13 protein-coding genes are annotated in these 16,096 nt (G+C 61.1%); 6 read left to right on the top strand and 7 right to left on the bottom strand.

Annotated features, from left to right (window positions below):
* Positions 1–37: 37 nt before the first annotated feature.
* Both ACNA0J_RS11725 and tex read right to left on the bottom strand, forming a co-directional pair.
* Entirely contained in the window at positions 38–1,384 is a 1,347-nt protein-coding gene (locus ACNA0J_RS11725) for a tryptophan--tRNA ligase (protein WP_415819037.1), read from the bottom strand.
* Between the two features lie 222 nt (positions 1,385–1,606).
* Positions 1,607–4,003, bottom strand: a complete 2,397-nt coding sequence (tex, locus tag ACNA0J_RS11720) for an RNA-binding transcriptional accessory protein Tex (protein WP_415819036.1) — start codon at positions 4,001–4,003, stop codon at positions 1,607–1,609.
* A gap of 139 nt (positions 4,004–4,142) precedes the next feature.
* Between tex and ACNA0J_RS11715 the strand changes: the two genes are divergently transcribed.
* On the top strand, positions 4,143–6,332 hold the full coding sequence (locus tag ACNA0J_RS11715) for an ATP-dependent DNA helicase (RefSeq protein WP_415819035.1): 2,190 nt from the start codon (positions 4,143–4,145) through the stop codon (positions 6,330–6,332).
* 94 nt (positions 6,333–6,426) lie between these two features.
* On the opposite strand, the gene ACNA0J_RS11710 is transcribed toward ACNA0J_RS11715, so the two are convergent.
* Positions 6,427–7,221, bottom strand: coding sequence for an outer membrane protein assembly factor BamD (locus tag ACNA0J_RS11710; protein WP_415819131.1), 795 nt, complete (start codon positions 7,219–7,221; stop codon positions 6,427–6,429).
* Between the two features lie 109 nt (positions 7,222–7,330).
* Here ACNA0J_RS11710 and ACNA0J_RS11705 point away from each other — a divergent pair, with 109 nt between their 5' ends.
* From ACNA0J_RS11705 to phaR, 5 genes are all read left to right on the top strand, one after another.
* Positions 7,331–8,305, top strand: coding sequence for an RluA family pseudouridine synthase (locus ACNA0J_RS11705; RefSeq protein ID WP_415819034.1), 975 nt, complete (start codon positions 7,331–7,333; stop codon positions 8,303–8,305).
* Positions 8,293–9,075: a peptidoglycan editing factor PgeF gene (pgeF, locus tag ACNA0J_RS11700; protein ID WP_415819033.1), complete on the top strand. Its 783-nt coding sequence runs from the start codon at positions 8,293–8,295 to the stop codon at positions 9,073–9,075. The genes ACNA0J_RS11705 and pgeF overlap by 13 nt, the downstream gene beginning before the upstream one ends.
* Before the next feature lie 135 nt (positions 9,076–9,210).
* A complete protein-coding gene (gene phaC / locus ACNA0J_RS11695; protein WP_415819032.1) occupies positions 9,211–10,833 on the top strand; it encodes a class I poly(R)-hydroxyalkanoic acid synthase in 1,623 nt (540 codons plus the stop codon).
* A gap of 153 nt (positions 10,834–10,986) precedes the next feature.
* Positions 10,987–11,724 (top strand): acetoacetyl-CoA reductase, encoded by a 738-nt coding sequence (gene phbB, locus ACNA0J_RS11690; RefSeq protein ID WP_415819031.1) that lies wholly within the window; start codon positions 10,987–10,989, stop codon positions 11,722–11,724.
* Positions 11,725–11,815: 91 nt separating this feature from the next.
* Positions 11,816–12,385: a polyhydroxyalkanoate synthesis repressor PhaR gene (gene phaR, locus ACNA0J_RS11685; protein WP_415819030.1), complete on the top strand. Its 570-nt coding sequence runs from the start codon at positions 11,816–11,818 to the stop codon at positions 12,383–12,385.
* 50 nt (positions 12,386–12,435) lie between these two features.
* Here the strand turns inward: phaR and ACNA0J_RS11680 are convergent, their stop codons facing one another.
* The 4 genes from ACNA0J_RS11680 to cphA form a co-directional block, all read right to left on the bottom strand.
* On the bottom strand, positions 12,436–12,786 hold the full coding sequence (locus tag ACNA0J_RS11680; RefSeq protein WP_415819029.1) for a BON domain-containing protein: 351 nt from the start codon (positions 12,784–12,786) through the stop codon (positions 12,436–12,438).
* A gap of 72 nt (positions 12,787–12,858) precedes the next feature.
* Positions 12,859–13,023 carry a DUF1328 domain-containing protein gene (locus ACNA0J_RS11675; RefSeq protein WP_415819028.1) on the bottom strand — a complete coding sequence of 55 codons (165 nt, stop codon included), beginning with the start codon at positions 13,021–13,023 and terminating at the stop codon, positions 12,859–12,861.
* Between the two features lie 33 nt (positions 13,024–13,056).
* A complete protein-coding gene (locus ACNA0J_RS11670) occupies positions 13,057–13,257 on the bottom strand; it encodes a CsbD family protein (protein WP_094820351.1) in 201 nt (66 codons plus the stop codon).
* 220 nt (positions 13,258–13,477) lie between these two features.
* Positions 13,478–16,096, bottom strand: a complete 2,619-nt coding sequence (cphA, locus tag ACNA0J_RS11665; RefSeq protein WP_415819027.1) for a cyanophycin synthetase — start codon at positions 16,094–16,096, stop codon at positions 13,478–13,480.

The following is a 16,096-nucleotide window of genomic DNA, read 5'->3' as shown; positions in this document are numbered from 1 at the left end:
ATCATCCTTGTTCGGGAAAGGCTTCGTTCGCGTTTTGTCAGCCTTGCGCAGCCAAGGCTAGACGCACTTGAGCCAACAACGCATCGCGCTGCGCTTCATCAGCAACGGCGGGTCCTTGAGCGATGGCCGAGCCATCCAGCACTGCCGTGTAAGTCAGCCCATCTACCTGCAGAATGTCCTGGTCGCTGCCGGCCTGCAGGCGTTGTACCAGGGCGCCCGCTTCTTTGGGATTATCAAAGCTGCGTGATAGCAAGAGCTCTTGGCCATCTGCGCCGAGCAACCGGAAACGGAACGTGCCATCGTCATCGCGGAAACTGACAAAGCGCGCTGCTTTGCTGGATTTCTTGGTGGCGGTTTTGTTTGTTGCCGGGATGGCGGTATGGCGGCGCAGACCGACGGCCTCGCGCAATTGCGCCATGAACGGCGTGGCCAGTTTGCGGGCCTTTTCGCCGCCCGCTTGCAGAATGTCCTCGATACGCTCGGGATGCGCCATCAGGGCCTGATAGCGTTCGCGCATGGGGGCAATATCGCGCTCCAGGCGCTCGTAGAGGGCTTGTTTGGCGTCGCCCCAGCCCATGCCGGCCTCGAGCTCCGCGCGAAAGGCTGCGGACTCATCCTCGGTTGCAAAGGCGCGGTACAGCGTATACAGATGCGAACCCTCGGCATCCTTGGGCTCGCCCGGTTGGCGCGAGTCCGTCACGATACGCATGACGGCAGCGCGCAGCGCGGCCGGGTCACCCTCGAACAGCGGGATGGTGTTGTTGTAGCTCTTGGACATCTTGCGCCCGTCCAGACCCGGGAGGGTGGCGACGGATTCTTCGATGACGACTTCCGGCAGGACGAAATACTCGCCGTTGTAGAGATGGTTAAAGCGTTGGGCGATGTCGCGCGCCATTTCCAGGTGCTGGATCTGGTCGCGCCCCACCGGGACCTTGTTCGCGTTGAACATCAGGATGTCCGCGGCCATCAGCACCGGGTAGGAAAACAAGCCCATGGTGATCCCGTCATCGGGTTCGACACCCTTGGCGGTATTTTGATCGACCGAGGCTTTGTAGGCATGCGCGCGGTTCATCAGGCCCTTGGCCGTGACACACGTCAGGATCCAGCACAGTTCGGGAATCTCGGGGATATCCGATTGGCGATAAAACGTTACGCGTTCGGGGTCCAGGCCACCGGCGAGCCACGTGGCGGCGATTTCCAACCGGGACCGCGCTACGCGGGCGGGATCGTCACACTTGATCAGCGCGTGATAGTCCGCCATGAAGTAGAACGCGTCGGTACCCGGCTGGGTGCTGGCGTTGATGGCCGGGCGGATAGCGCCAGCCCAGTTGCCGAGGTGAGGAGTGCCAGAGGTGGTGATGCCGGTTAGAACGCGGGTACTCATGAGTCGAGGCGGAAAGCATGATTGGACAATCGTCCAGTGTAACGCGTTGGCGCGGTAATTCGGCAGAGGCTTGGTCAGAAGGGGCCGGATGATGGCCTGTCCTGGGCGCCAGAACGTAAACACCCCAAAGGTTGAACGCAATGTCAACGTTTGGGGTGCGGTTCAGGGGCTGGAGGGCCGGCCCCCGAGGGCTCGGTGAGACGAGCGCTGGGCTGACGTGCCTTAGCGTTTGAGCTTGGCGAAGGCATCCGCCATGGCACTGTTGCGCGGCTCGTTGTTACGGCCAGCATCGCCCTGGGGACGGCGTCCGCCGCCTGCGCCGCGTGCAGCGCCACCACCATTGCCACCATTGCGCGGCACATCGCTACCACTGCGGCGTGCGGGCTGGGCCGTGTCATTCAAGCGCATGGTCAAGGCGACACGCTTGCGGGCGGCATCGACTTCCAGCACTTTGACACTGACGGTTTGGCCCACGCGCACCACATCGCGTGGGTCCTTGACGAATTTCTCTGCCAGGGCCGAGATGTGAACCAGACCGTCCTGATGCACGCCGATATCGACGAATGCGCCAAAGTTGGCCACGTTGGTGACGACGCCCTCCAGCACCATGCCGGGGTACAAGTCGTTCAGCGTTTCCACGCCTTCTTTGAACTGGGCGGTCTTGAACTCGGGACGCGGATCGCGGCCGGGTTTTTCCAGCTCGGAGAAAATGTCGCGCACGGTAGGCAGGCCGAAACGATCGTCCGTAAAGTCCGCAGGCGATACGCCTTTCAGTGCCTCGCGTTGCCCGATGATCTGTTGCACGTCGGCCTTGATCTTGGCCACGATGCGTTCGACGACGGGGTAGGCTTCCGGGTGCACTGCCGAGGCGTCCAATGGGTTGGCGCCATTCGGGATACGCAAAAAGCCGGCAGCTTGTTCGAAGGCTTTTTCGCCAAAGCGCGGGACCTTGCGTAATTGGTCGCGAGTGGGAAATGCACCGTTTTCATCGCGCCAGGCAACGATGTTTTTGGCCAGCAGGGAATTTAGCCCCGACACGCGCGCCAATAGGGCGGCCGAGGCGGTGTTCACATCCACTCCCACTGCGTTCACGCAGTCCTCGACCACCGCGTCGAGCGAGCGCGCCAGTTCGCGTTGGTTGACGTCGTGCTGATATTGGCCGACGCCGATGGCCTTGGGATCGATCTTGACCAGTTCGGCCAGCGGGTCTTGCAGGCGGCGGGCGATGGAGACGGCACCGCGCAGCGTGACGTCTAAATCGGGGAATTCCAGAGCGGCGGTTTCCGAGGCGGAATACACCGATGCACCGGCTTCGGAGACGACCACGCGAGTCAGTTTCAGATCGGGGAACTGGCTCATCATGTCGCCCACCAGTTTTTCGCTTTCGCGCGAGGCGGTGCCGTTGCCGATGGCGATCAACTCGACTTGATGGCGGGCTGCCAGGGCTGCCAGTGTGGCGATCGTGCCTTCGCGGTCACGGCGCGGCTCGAACGGATACACGGTGGCGGTATCGACGACCTTGCCGGTGCGGTCGATGACGGCGACCTTGCAGCCGGTACGGATGCCGGGATCCAGGCCCAGCACGGCCTTGGGGCCGGCCGGCGCGGCCAACAGCAGATCTTTCAGGTTGGCGGCGAATACGCGGATCGCCTCGGCTTCGCCTTCTTCGCGCAGACGGCCGAACAGTTCGCTTTCAAACGTGGTCAACAGTTTGACGCGCCAGGTCCAGCGGCAGACTTCGCCCAGCCAGCGCGCGCGTGGCGAGGCATCCAGGGCGAACAGGCCATTGCCGAGCTTGAGGAAGTTGGCCACGCGTGCCACGCACGGATGCGGCGTCTGCGCTTCCAGTTCCGCCTCCAGTCCCAGGCGCAGTTCCAGCACGCCTTGTTGGCGGCCGCGCATCAGCGCGAGGATACGGTGCGAGGGCAGGGTGCGTACCGGTTCGTTGAAATCGAACCAGTCGCGGAAATTTGCGCCTTCGGTTTCTTTGCCTTCGGCGACCTTGGCGTACAACAGGCCGGTGGACCACAGGTGCTCGCGCATGTCGGCCAGCAGGTCGGCATTTTCGGCGTAGCGCTCGGCCAGGATGTCGCGCGCACCGTCCAAGGCTGCCTTGGCGTCGTTGATCGAGGCCTCGGGATTCAGGTATTGCGCCGCCAACTCGGCCGGGTCGCACGCGGGGTCGGCCAGAATGCCGTCGGCCAAGGGCTCCAGGCCGGCTTCGCGAGCGATCTGGGCACGGGTGCGGCGCTTGGGTTTGTACGGCGCGTACAAGTCTTCCAGACGCTGTTTGGTATCTGCGGTGGCAATTTCCTGTTGCAATTCAGGCGTAAGTTTGCCCTGTTGCGTGATGGATTCCAGGATGGTGCCGCGCCGCTCTTCGAGCTCGCGCAGATAGCCCAATCGGACTTCTAGGTTACGCAATACCGTGTCGTCCAGGCCGCCGGTCGCTTCTTTGCGGTAGCGTGCGATGAAGGGCACGGTGGCGCCGTCGTCCAGCAACTCGACGGCGGCGGCGATTTGGGAGGGGCGGCTGCCCAGCTCGGTGGCAAGCTGGGCAAGGATACGGGCTTGGTCGACGCTGGGCGCAGTGCTCGTGGTGGCGGAAGTGTCAGGCATCTCGATACGGCTGCAAAGGGAAATCAAGGGCCGGATTTTGCCACAAGGCGGCGACAAGGCGCATGTCGAGGGTTATTTTGAGCACGGTGCCCTGGGGGCTCGGGGTATCATTGAGCGCCCCTAATCGTTGATGTGATTGATGCTAGATCTGGATATTTCCGAGTTTTTTGCCGCTGACGGTCCGTTGAGCAAGGCCTTGCCTGGCTATAGCCCCCGTCCGGCCCAGATCGAGCTGGCGCAAGCAATTGGCCAGGCCATTACCGATCGCGCAACGCTGGTGGCCGAGGCCGGGACCGGCATTGGCAAGACCTGGGCCTATCTTGTGCCCGCCATGGTGGCCGGGGGGAAAGTCGTTATTTCGACGGGAACCCGCACGCTGCAGGATCAGCTGTTTGCCCGCGATTTGCCGCGGGTGCGCGCGGCCTTGGCTGCGCCCGTGACGGCGGCTCTGCTCAAGGGGCGGGGGAACTATGTCTGTCACTATCATCTGGATCGCCTGCAAGGCGACGAGCGCGCCCTGAAATCACGTACCGAGATTTCGCAGTTGCGCCAGATCCAGGTCTTCGCAGGCATCTCTAAAACCGGCGATCGCACCGATCTGGGAAAAATCCCCGAGGATGCCGATATCTGGAACCGGGTGACGTCTACGCGCGAAAACTGCCTCGGTCAGGAATGCCCGCGCATTCGGGACTGCTTTGTGCTGAAGGCGCGGCGTCAGGCCCAGGAGGCTGACATCGTCGTCGTCAATCACGCTTTGTTCATGGCCGATCTGGTACTGCGCGAAGAAGGCGTGACCGACTTGTTGCCCGAGGCGGACACGGTGATCTTTGACGAGGCACATCAGTTGCCCGACACGGCGACCCGATTCTTGGGCAGCAGTGTGTCGACCCATCAGTTGCTCGATTTCGGCCGCGCTCTGGAGGTCGCAGGCCTGGCCTATGCTCGTGAAGCCGCGAAATGGGCCGATGTCAGCCGGCATGTGGAAACCGCAGCTCGCGAACTGCGCCTGGTCTGTGCGCCATTGGACCAATTGCCGGGGCGCAAGGCGACCTTTGAAGCCATGCCGGACGCAGAGCAATTCGATGCCGCGCTGGCGGCCTTGCGCCACGCGGTCGAGGCTGCCACGAGGGCATTGGCGGGCGTCGCGGAAAAGCACCCCGATCTGGCCGCTGCGGCCCGCAGCGGCGCAGACATCGCATTGCGTCTGGCAAAGTGGGCGACACCTGCCAGGGATGGTTCCAACGCAGGCGCTGTCGTTCAGGGCGACGATGCAACGGCCAACAGTGGATCAACACTGGCTGACGAAGGCTGGGGGCAGGATCTGCAAGCCCTCGCGTCGGCTCAGCCTGCGGACGATGACGAGCCGGCTCGGGCGGATGATGATTCGTCGGGCCAATCCTCTGATGATGGCCTTTCTACCGCTCGCGCCCTGCTGCAAGGTGCTGCGGCGGCGCGGTTGTTCAGCGGCCCGGCCGTGCGCTGGGTCGAGCATGGGCAGCATCATGTCCGGCTGCATTCTGCACCGTTGTCGGTGGCCCAGGCGTTCTCAAAATTTCGCAAACCTGGCCAGGCCTGGATCCTGACCTCGGCGACTTTGTCGGTGCAGGCGGACTTTGGCCACTACACTCGTCAATTAGGACTAAATGACGCCCGAACAGGGCGTTGGGAGTCCCCTTTCGACTACACCAACCAGGGATTACTGTTTGTTCCGCGCGACATGCCCGAGCCGCAATCGCCGCGTTTTGCCGAGCGTTTTGTTCAGACGCTGATGCCGCTACTCGAGGCCAGTCCAGGCGGGACGCTGGTGTTGTGCACGACCTTGCGCGCCGTCGATCGGGTGGCCGCGCTGTTGGCCGAGACGTTCGAGGATCAGGGGTACGACTGGCCGTTGCTGAAACAGGGCGACGCGACCCGGCGCGATCTGTTGGATCGTTTTTGCAAGCTCGAGCATCCGGTGCTGGTCGGCAGCGCGACATTCTGGGAAGGTATCGACTTGCCTGGCGATGTGCTGACCCTGGTCGCGATCGACAAGCTCCCATTCGCGCCGCCGGACGACCCGGTGATCGAGGCCCGGCTGCGTGCGTGTCGAGAGCGCGGCGGCAATCCCTTTGCGGAATATCAATTGCCCGAGGCGGCAATTTCCCTGAAACAGGGGGCTGGCCGTCTGATTCGGACGGAAAGTGACTGGGGGGTGCTGATGGTCGGGGATGCCCGCCTGGTCGAAAAACCCTATGGCAAGCGTTTGTGGCGGGGCTTGCCGCCATTTTCCCGCACGCGCGATATGAACGAGGTCCTGGCGTTTTACGCCCGCCGCGAGCAGGGCGATTAGTGAGTGTTCCCGGGCGGCCACATTGTGGTCCGCCTGTAGATAAATGAAATGTGCCGCCTCTCGGGCGGCACATTTCATATCGACTACGCGGAGATTATTTCCACGAGAACGGGTTCCACCAGCTCTTGTCGGTCAGCAGCGTTTTTTCGTCCATGGTGCTGTCCGGGTAGTTGGTCTTGAGCACGCGCTGGGCGTCGTTCTGCAGGTCAGTCATGCCGAGCTTGCCATACGAGGCCGACATGATGATCAGGGCTTCCTCGGAGGCCGGGGCGCCCTCAAAATCCGTGATCACGGTCTGGGCACGGTTGGCCGCTGCGATATAGGCGCCACGCTCGTAGTAGTAGCGCGCGACATAGACCTCGTTCATGGCGATGGCATTGACCAGCCATGTCAGGCGCTGTTGGGCGTCAGGCGTGTATTTGCTTTGGGGAAAGCGCTTGATCAGCTCGTTGAAGGCATCGTAAGAGGCCCGCAATCCCTTGGGATCCCGCTCAGCAGGATCCTGGCCCGTCAGGTTGCTCATGAACGCACTGGCAGGGGTGAAATTGATCAGCCCCTTCAGGTAGAGCATGTAATCGGTGCCAGGGTGATTGGGGTACATCTGCTGGAATCGATCAATGGCGGCCAGCGCCTGTTCGTTTTCGCCGTCTTTCCAGTTGACGTAGGCCAAGTCGATCAGGGCTTGCTGAGCGTAGACCCCAAACGGATATCGGCTTTCAATGGCGGTGAGCCGGTCGCGCGCTTCGTTCCAGCCGCCGGAGTCCATTTCGACTTTGGCATCGGCGTACAACTGTTCCGCGCTCCAGCCAGCGGTCTTGTCATACTTGGTATCGGTGCCGCTGCAGCCTGCGACAGTCAGAGCGACGGACAGCGCGATGGCCGCGCGCAGGAGCGAGCCGCGTAGAGCAGGGCGGTTCGAGAGGGCAGCAGTACGGAAAATCACGAGATACGTTTCCTTGGTGTTAGGATGGCACGGCTGAATTATATGATCTTGCTTCATGTCCCATACAGACGCCCTTGCCGATGACAGTGCCAGCTTCGCGGCAGATGACGAACCTCAGTGTATTACTGTGCCGCCCGGCACGCGAGCCGACCGCCTCGACAAGGTACTGGCCGCCTTGTTGGACGGGCATTCCCGCAGCCGTTTGCAGGGATGGATCGAGGCCGGCTGGGTCCAGGTCAACGGCGCTGCAGCCAAGGTACGCCAGGTGGTCGGCCCCGGCGACGTCATCGCCGTCTGGGAGCAGCCTGCCCCGGAAAGCCTGGCGTTTACGCCCGAACCGGTCGAGTTCGGGGTGGTGGACGAAAGCCCCGACTGGATCGTCGTCAACAAACCCGCGGGCCTGGTGACGCACCCTGGCGCCGGTAATTGGCACGGCACGCTGCTCAATGGCCTGCTGCACCGCTACCCCGAACTGACGCGAGTGGCGCGCGCAGGGATCGTGCATCGCCTGGACAAGGATACCTCCGGCTTGATGGTGGTCGCCCGTAACGACTTGGCACAAACTCATCTGGTTCGACAACTTCAGGCGCGCAGCATGGGCCGGGAATATATCGCCCTGGCGCATGGCTGGCTGAAGACTGCGGGTGTCGTCAATCGCGCGATCGGCCGTGATGCGCGCGTGCCTATCCGCATGAGCGTCGAGCGCCCGATTGCTCCGAAACCTGCTGTTACGCATTATTCACCTTTGCGGCACGGCCGCGCCCCGGGGGGCGAGCCGGTGACCGAGGTGGTTTGCCGTCTGGAAACGGGGCGTACGCATCAGATCCGTGTGCACCTGGCCAGCCTGGGCCATCCGCTGTTGGCCGATACCATCTACGGGGGACGCGAGGCTACGGGCGCGACACGGCAGATGTTACATGCCCGCGCCTTGCATTTCGATGATCCGGGCGGCCGCGGCGAAGCCGTCTTTCGTGCCGATCCTCCCGAAGACATGAGACAAGCCCAGGAAGCCACGCAATGGAGCACGTGATTCACGGATTACCTGTTATTACCGGCCCCCAATGGCCGGGCGTTCGCTATTTCTGCACCACGCGAGCCGGGGGCGTAGGGGTCGCTCCGCATGACACCTTGAATCTGGGGCTGCGGGCCGACGATGTGCCGGAAACCGTACAGGAGAATCGCCGCCGCGTGCGTGCAGCGGTCCCTGCCGAACCCTTGTGGCTGCGCCAGGTCCATGGCGCCGAGGTAGTCGATGCCGACAGCCCGGCGGCCGATGCGGGGACAGTAGAGTTTGCCGCTGACGCCAGTGTGACCTCAACCCCCGGGCGGGTGTTGGCCATCATGGTGGCGGACTGTTTGCCCGTATTCATGACGGATCTGGATGGCACCGTGGTAGGCGCCGCCCATGCCGGTTGGCGGGGGCTGGCTGGCGGTGTTCTGGAAAATACTTTGCGGCAACTGCGCACCAAGGCGCCGGCCGCACGCGGCTGGCGAGCGTGGGTCGGGCCCGGTATCGGTCCGGACCATTTCGAAGTCGGAGAGGATGTACGCGAGGCTTTTGCCTCCGGCGGTCCGCAGGCCCTGGCCTGCTTTACACCTCGTGCCGGGCATCCTGGCAAATGGCTGGCAGACCTTCCCGCGCTCGCGCTATTACGGCTGCGACGGGCAGGGGTTGAGGACGTACATGCTTCTGGGTTGTGTACGGTTTCCGATCCCGGGCGTTTTTTCTCGTACCGGCGGGACGGGACGACTGGCCGCATGGCCCTGCTGGCATGGCGTGACAGTTCGTTTTCGGTATAAACCCGAGTTCTTGTATACCCGCATTGACAGCCTCTGGGGCGCCATGCACCATCGGGCTGTCACGCAGGTGATTTAATCTCGCGGGGAGGCAGGTTGATGCTGCATTCCTGCCTTAGACCATAACAAGGTGTCGAAGTGAACGCCCCTATTTCCGCTGCTTGGCCCGTCCCGGTTAGCGTGGCGCCGGACGCGCTGGCAGATATCCAAGCCGACTTTTCGCGAGAGTGGCTGCGTATTTGCGACGAGGCGCAGCGTGGCGTACTGGCGCCACCTGCGGATCGGCGTTTTCGTGGCGCGGCGTGGGCTGCCAGCCGCCAGCATCTGCTGATGGCGCACGCGTATTTGTTGTCGGCACGGGTGCTGTCGCGCATGGTCGATGCCGCGCAGGTGGGCGAGCCGTTGCGCAATCGGCTGCGCTTTTCCATCATGCAATGGGTGGATGCGCTGTCGCCGTCGAATTTCCTGGCCTTCAACCCGGATGCGCAACAGTCGATCATTGACACGGCAGGCCGGGCGTTGAGCGACGGCCTGGCCAATCTGGCCAACGATCTGCGCAAGGGCCGTATCAGCCAGACCGACGACAGCCGGTTCGAGATCGGCCGCAATGTCGCTACGACGCCGGGCCAGGTCGTATTTCAGAACGCGTTGTTCCAGCTGATTCAATACACACCCCAAACGGATACGGTCTACGAGCGTCCATTGGTGATCGTGCCGCCCAATATCAACAAGTTCTATATATTGGATTTGCAGCCGGCCAACTCGTTTGTGCGCTATGCGGTCGCTCAGGGTCACACGGTTTTCATGGTGTCGTGGCGCAATCCGCTGTCGACCGATCAGGATGGCGTCGACCAGGCCACTTGGTCCGAGTATCTGGATAATGGAGTGCTCAAGGCTCTGCAGGTCGCCAGTGACATTTCTGGGCAAGACCAGGTCAACGCACTGGGGTTCTGCGTCGGAGGAACAATGCTGGCATCGGCGTTGGCCCTGGCACAGGCCCGCGGCGAACATCCTGCCGCATCGTTGACGCTGTTGACCACGCTGCTCGACTTTCATGACACCGGCGTACTGCAGGTTTTCGTCGACGAAGCTCATGCCATGCTGCGCGATCAGCAGATCGGCCAGCGCGGCTTGATGGCAGGCCGCGATCTGGCGACGACATTCTCGTTTCTGCGGCCCAACGAGCTCGTGTGGAATTATGTGGTGAGCAATTACCTGAAAGGGCAGACGCCACCTGCGTTCGACTTGTTGTTCTGGAACGGCGACAGCACCAACCTGCCGGGGCCTTTTTTTACCTGGTATTTCCGCAATACCTACCTGGAAAATAATCTCAAGGTGCCCGGACGCGCCCGCGCCGCAGACGTCGCACTGGATCTGACGCGCTTGAAAATGCCGGCCTATTTATACGGCTCGCGCGAGGATCACATTGTGCCGTGGACCTCTGCCTATGCATCGACGCAGTTGCTGCGTGGGCCGCTGCGTTTTGTGCTGGGTGCGTCAGGCCACATCGCTGGTGTCATCAATCCGCCCGAGGCTGGCAAGCGCAGCTACTGGGTCAGCGACGATGCCGCCTTGCCCGGAGATCCTGGCGTATGGTTTTCACAAGCGGCCGAACGTGCAGGCAGTTGGTGGCCCGATTGGTCTCAGTGGTTGGCGGAACGTGCCGGCGTCAAGCGCCGCGCACGTACCAAAGCCGGAAATACCCGCTATGCGCCGATCGAACCGGCGCCAGGCAGTTACGTTAAAGTCCGAGCAGCTTGAGCCGCTCGAGCAGGATTTTTGTATGGACGGACGGGAGTGTTTTGAACCAAGAGTGAGTATGCACAGCAAGCAGTGGTTATCGAATAAGCAATCCGGCAGTATCAGTAGCAGGTAGTACGTTATTGAGGCGCTCAGTGCGCAGGAGGAAGGGATATGAGCGGGAAACTGGCATACGTTACGGGCGGCATGGGCGGCATAGGCACGGCGATCTGCCGCCGATTGGCCAAAGACGGGTTTCGCGTAGTGGCCGGCTGCGGCCCCAGCCGCAACTACCAGCAGTGGCTCGATGAGCAGGCTGCCCAGGGATTTACCTTCCATGCATCGGTCGGCAATGTATCCGACTGGGACTCCACCGTGGCCGCGTTCGAACGTGTGTCCAATGAGCTGGGGCCTGTCGATGTGCTGGTCAACAACGCGGGGATCACTCGCGATGGCTTGTTTCGCAAAATGTCCGCCGATGATTGGCGTGCAGTGATCGATACCAATCTGAACAGCTTGTTCAATGTGACCAAGCAGGTCATCGAAGGCATGGTCGAGCGTCAATGGGGCCGTATCGTCAATATCAGTTCGGTCAATGGGCAGAAAGGGCAGTTCGGCCAAACCAACTACTCAACGGCCAAAGCCGGTATTCACGGCTTTACGATGGCATTGGCTCAAGAAGTCGCCAGCAAAGGCGTAACGGTCAACACGATCTCGCCCGGATATATCGGCACGGATATGGTGCGCGCCATCCGTCCCGATGTGTTGGAGAAAATCGTCGCGACGATTCCCGTGCGTCGTCTGGGAACCCCCGAAGAAATCGCATCGATGACGTCATGGTTGGCTTCAGACGAATCCGGTTTTTCGACGGGCGCTGATTTTTCGCTCAATGGCGGCCTGCACATGGGTTGATGAAAGACGAGCCGGAAAGCATGTGCAGGCTTTCCGGCTTACACTAGGAATACTTCAAAGCTAAAGAGATCGCCCGATCTCGGGGACAACCATGACGCAAGCTCAAACTGGCGCCGGTCAGCGCCTGATTAAAAAGTACCCCAATCGTCGTTTGTACGATACCCAGACGAGTACCTACATCACGCTGGCGGACGTCAAGCAACTGGTGTTGGCCAACGAGGAATTCCAGGTGATCGACGCCAAAAGCGGCGACGACCTGACGCGCAGCATTCTGCTGCAGATCATCCTCGAAGAAGAAAGCGGCGGCATGCCGATGTTTTCCTCGAACATGCTCTCGCAGATCATTCGTTTCTATGGCCACGCCATGCAAGGCATCATGGGTTCGTACCTGGAAAAGAATATCCAGGCATTCATGGAAATTCAGCAACGCATGGCAGAGCAGTCCAAAGGCTTGTACGGTAGCCAATTCGGTCCGGAGGCCTGGGCGCAGTTTATGAATGTGCAGACGCCGATGCTGCAGAACATGATGAACAACTATATTGATCAGAGCAAAAACCTGTTCGTGCAGATGCAGGATCAAATGCAAGACCAGACGCGCGCCATGTTCTCTTCGTTTCCCTTTACGCCGGGCGGCGGTCAGGGCGGCAGCGGTCGGAAATAGTTGGCGTCAGACCAGACGCGGTTCATGTCGTAGTCTGACGCCTCTATCAACTATTTCTTTTCAGCTTTGCTTGGATCGACCTTGATGTCGTTCTGCACTTGCTTGACGCCTTCGACGTCACGGGCCACACGGGCGGCTTGTTCGACTTGGGCTTCGGTGCCCACGGTGCCGCTGAGCATGACGGTTCCATCAGTAGTTTCGACGGAGATGTCCAGCGCGCTGAGTGTCGAGTCGGCGACCAGCGCGCCTTTGACTTTGGTCGTGATGACTGTGTCCGATGCGTACTCACTAACAGATTGTTTGCTGGTATCGCCCTCGGCAGCATGAACTGCCGTACCGACGGCGCCGAACATGGCACCAGCTCCGATGGCCGTGGCAATGATCAGTTTACGCATGTTCATAGAAATGCTCCTTCTACATAGCGATGACGTGGCATCGGGTGGAGGGCGCGGCCGAGCGTGGCCGCGCGCGGTCTATTTCTTTCTAAGTGCACCGCTCAATATGGATAGCACCGCCAAAATCAGAAATACGAAGAACAGAATCTTGGCAATGCCGGCAGCGCCGGCGGCAATACCGCCGAAGCCCAAGACAGCGGCGATGATGGCAATCACGAAGAACACGGCAGCGTAGTACAGCATTTTTAGTTCTCCTCGAAGAGTGCAATTAGCCCATTAGCGATTGGCGTCGAAAAAAGTGCGGACTTCTTTTTCGGCTTCTTCCTTGGTTTTGCCGTAACGTTCCTGGATCAAACCGCTCAGCCGTTCAGCATTGCCTTCGACGCGAGTCAATTCGTCGTCGGTCAGTTCGCCCCAGGCCGCCTTGGCTTTACCGGTCAATTGTTTCCACTTTCCTGCAACGATATCGTTGTTCATAGTGATCCTCCGGGTTGATGAGCGTGTTACCACCCTACGAGCCACCCCGGCGGGCTGTCAAACGATGCTGTTGGTAAATGTAAATAGGGCCGTAGCGATTCCCGCACTGAGATGCGGGAGCGCGACGGCCCCAGGGGCAGTTACTGATTAGTAAAGTTTTATGCGATTTTGACGGAAAGTTGTAACGACATTTCGGCGAATTATGGGCAGAGATAGGGTGCTATTCGCAGCCGGTTGCGACGTTGGTGCAGGCCTGCACGGGATGTTCAGCTGCCGCGATTCTGCGCTGCAGGTGTGCCAGCGCCTCATCGACTTGATCCACCAGCACCAGGCACAAGTCACCCTCTGATAAACGATCCAGCGCAGTATCGATGGCCAGGAATTCACCATGGATTTCCTGCACATGCCGGGTACGGCGCGCGGCGCTCAAGCCCTCGCGCAAGAGCGCCAATACTTCTCCATCGGCCCGCCCACGCTGACATTGATCTTCGTACAGCACGACTTCGTCGAATGCATCGCCCAGGATTTCGGTCTGCAGCCGCAGGTCCTCGTCTCGCCGGTCTCCGGCGCCGCTGATCACTACGCTGCGCCGTTGCGCAGGCATGGCGTCGATCGCCTGCACCAGCGCCTGGATCGCGTCAGGGTTATGACCGTAGTCGGCAATGACCGTCGCGCCCTTGTAGTCGAACACATTAAAGCGGCCGGGTACGGTCGACGCATCACTCACAAATGTCGCAAGCCCCGACCGGATAACCGCCCAATCAATGCCGAGAGACCATGCGGCGGCCATTGCCGCCATGGCGTTATCTACCTGAAACCCGATGCTGCCGTTGCGCGTCAACGGAATATCACTGAGCGCAATTGTGATTTCGCTGTCCTTTTGCGCAGCGACAATGAGGGGGCCATCACGGTAAACCACGCGGTGCCCTTGAGCGCGATGCGTACCGATCAACGGATGCGTCGGATCATTGGAAAAGTACACCACCGTTCCGGGACATGCGATCGCCATGTTGGCGACGGCAGGATCGGTGGCATTCAGTACTGCAGCGCCGCCCGCATGCACGTATTGCACAATCACGCGTTTGACGACCGCCAGGTCCTCTACCGTACTGATATAGCCCAGCCCGAGATGATCGCCCATGCCCAGATTGGTCACGATGGCGACATCACAACGATCAAAGGCCAGGCCCTCACGCAAAATGCCGCCACGTGCGGTTTCGAATACGGCCGCATCGACATCGGGGTGCGCGAGAATGCGGCGCGCGCTGCGAGGGCCGCTGCAGTCGCCCGTATCGATGCAGCGCGAGCCCACATAGACCCCATCGGAATTCGTCATGCCGACGCGATGTCCCGCGCTGGCGAGCAAGTGCGCAGTCAATCGTACCGTCGTTGTCTTGCCGTTGGTGCCGGCCACTGCCACGATGGGGATGCGGCCGTTATCGCCGTCGGCGAACATGCTGGAAATAATCGCCTCACCGACAGCACGGCCTTTGCCGAACGAGGGATTCAAATGCATGCGCAAACCCGGCGCAGCATTGACCTCGACGACACCACCATGCTGTTCCTCAAGGGGCTGGTGCACCGTCTCCGCCACCACATCCACGCCGCAAATATCCAGCCCTATCATGCGCGCTGCCGTCACAGCACGGGCCGCCAACTCCGGATGGACCTCGTCGGTCATGTCCGTCGCTGATCCTCCCGTGCTGAGATTGGCGTTATTGCGCAAGGTGATCAAAGTCCCGGCCGCAGGGATAGCATCGGCGTCATAGCCCTGATTTTGCAGGGTGGCCAACGCAATGTCGTCAAAACGGATTTTCGTCAAAGACGTCGCATGGCCATCGCCGCGCAGGGGATCGGCGTTCACCTGTTCGACGAGCTGGCGGATAGTGTGGCGTCCGTCGCCGGTCACTCGAGGGGGATCACGGCGCGCTGCGGCGACCAGACTATCTCCCACGACCAACAGCCGGAAATCGTGGCCGGGGATGTAGCGTTCAACAATGATTTCGTCGCTGATCCCGGCGGCGACCTCATACGCGGCAATGACCTGTTCGCGGCTCTCGATATTGACAGCAACGCCGCGGCCTTGGCTGCCGTCCCGAGGCTTGACGACGACAGGGCCGCCAAGCTCCTGTGCTGCTTGCCATGCGGATTCGGCGTCTGACACAGAACGCCCTCTGGGAACGGGGACGCCCGCTGCATGCAGCAGCATTTTGGTCAGGTCTTTGTCCTGCGCGATGGATTCCGCGATCGCGCTGGTCGCATCCGTCTCAGCGGCCTGAATACGGCGTTGCCGGCTGCCCCAGCCGAATTGCACCATACTGCCTTGCGTCAACCGCCGAAAGGGAATATTGCGCGCCAGCGCTGCATTGACAATAGAGCCCGTGCTGGGCCCCAGGCGCACGTCTTCGTCCATCTCATGCAACTCGGCCAGGACCGCCGGCACATCAAAGGGCGAGCCCGCCAGTACCGCCTGCAGCAGTTGCGTGGCCGCCTCCATGGCGCGCCGCCCCACGTCTTCTTCGCTGTATTCGACGACGACCTGGAATACGCCGGGCTCAATGGTGGCTGCTGTACGCCCGAACGTTACCGGGCAGCCAGCATGGGCCTGCAGCGCCAATGCGGTGTCCTGCAAAACGTGAGCGATCGAGAGGGCGCCCTGATGGCCGTCAGGACGCAGCCGGCCAATCTGCGGAAATCGAGCCCGTAGCTCGGCCTCGAAATTGGGTAGATATTCATCGATGGCGCACTCGGCATCGTCGCAGGTGACGATGGCTTCGATAGCGGTATTGCGGCTCCACAAATTGGGGCCGCGCAGGGCGCGAATACGGGAGACTTCCAT

Source organism: Bordetella tumbae, from assembly GCF_965139195.1.
Classification (GTDB): Bacteria; Pseudomonadota; Gammaproteobacteria; order Burkholderiales; family Burkholderiaceae_B; genus Bordetella_A; species Bordetella_A tumbae.
The sequence above is the reverse complement of the archived record's forward strand: the minus strand, read 5'-3'. Positions and strand labels throughout refer to the sequence as shown.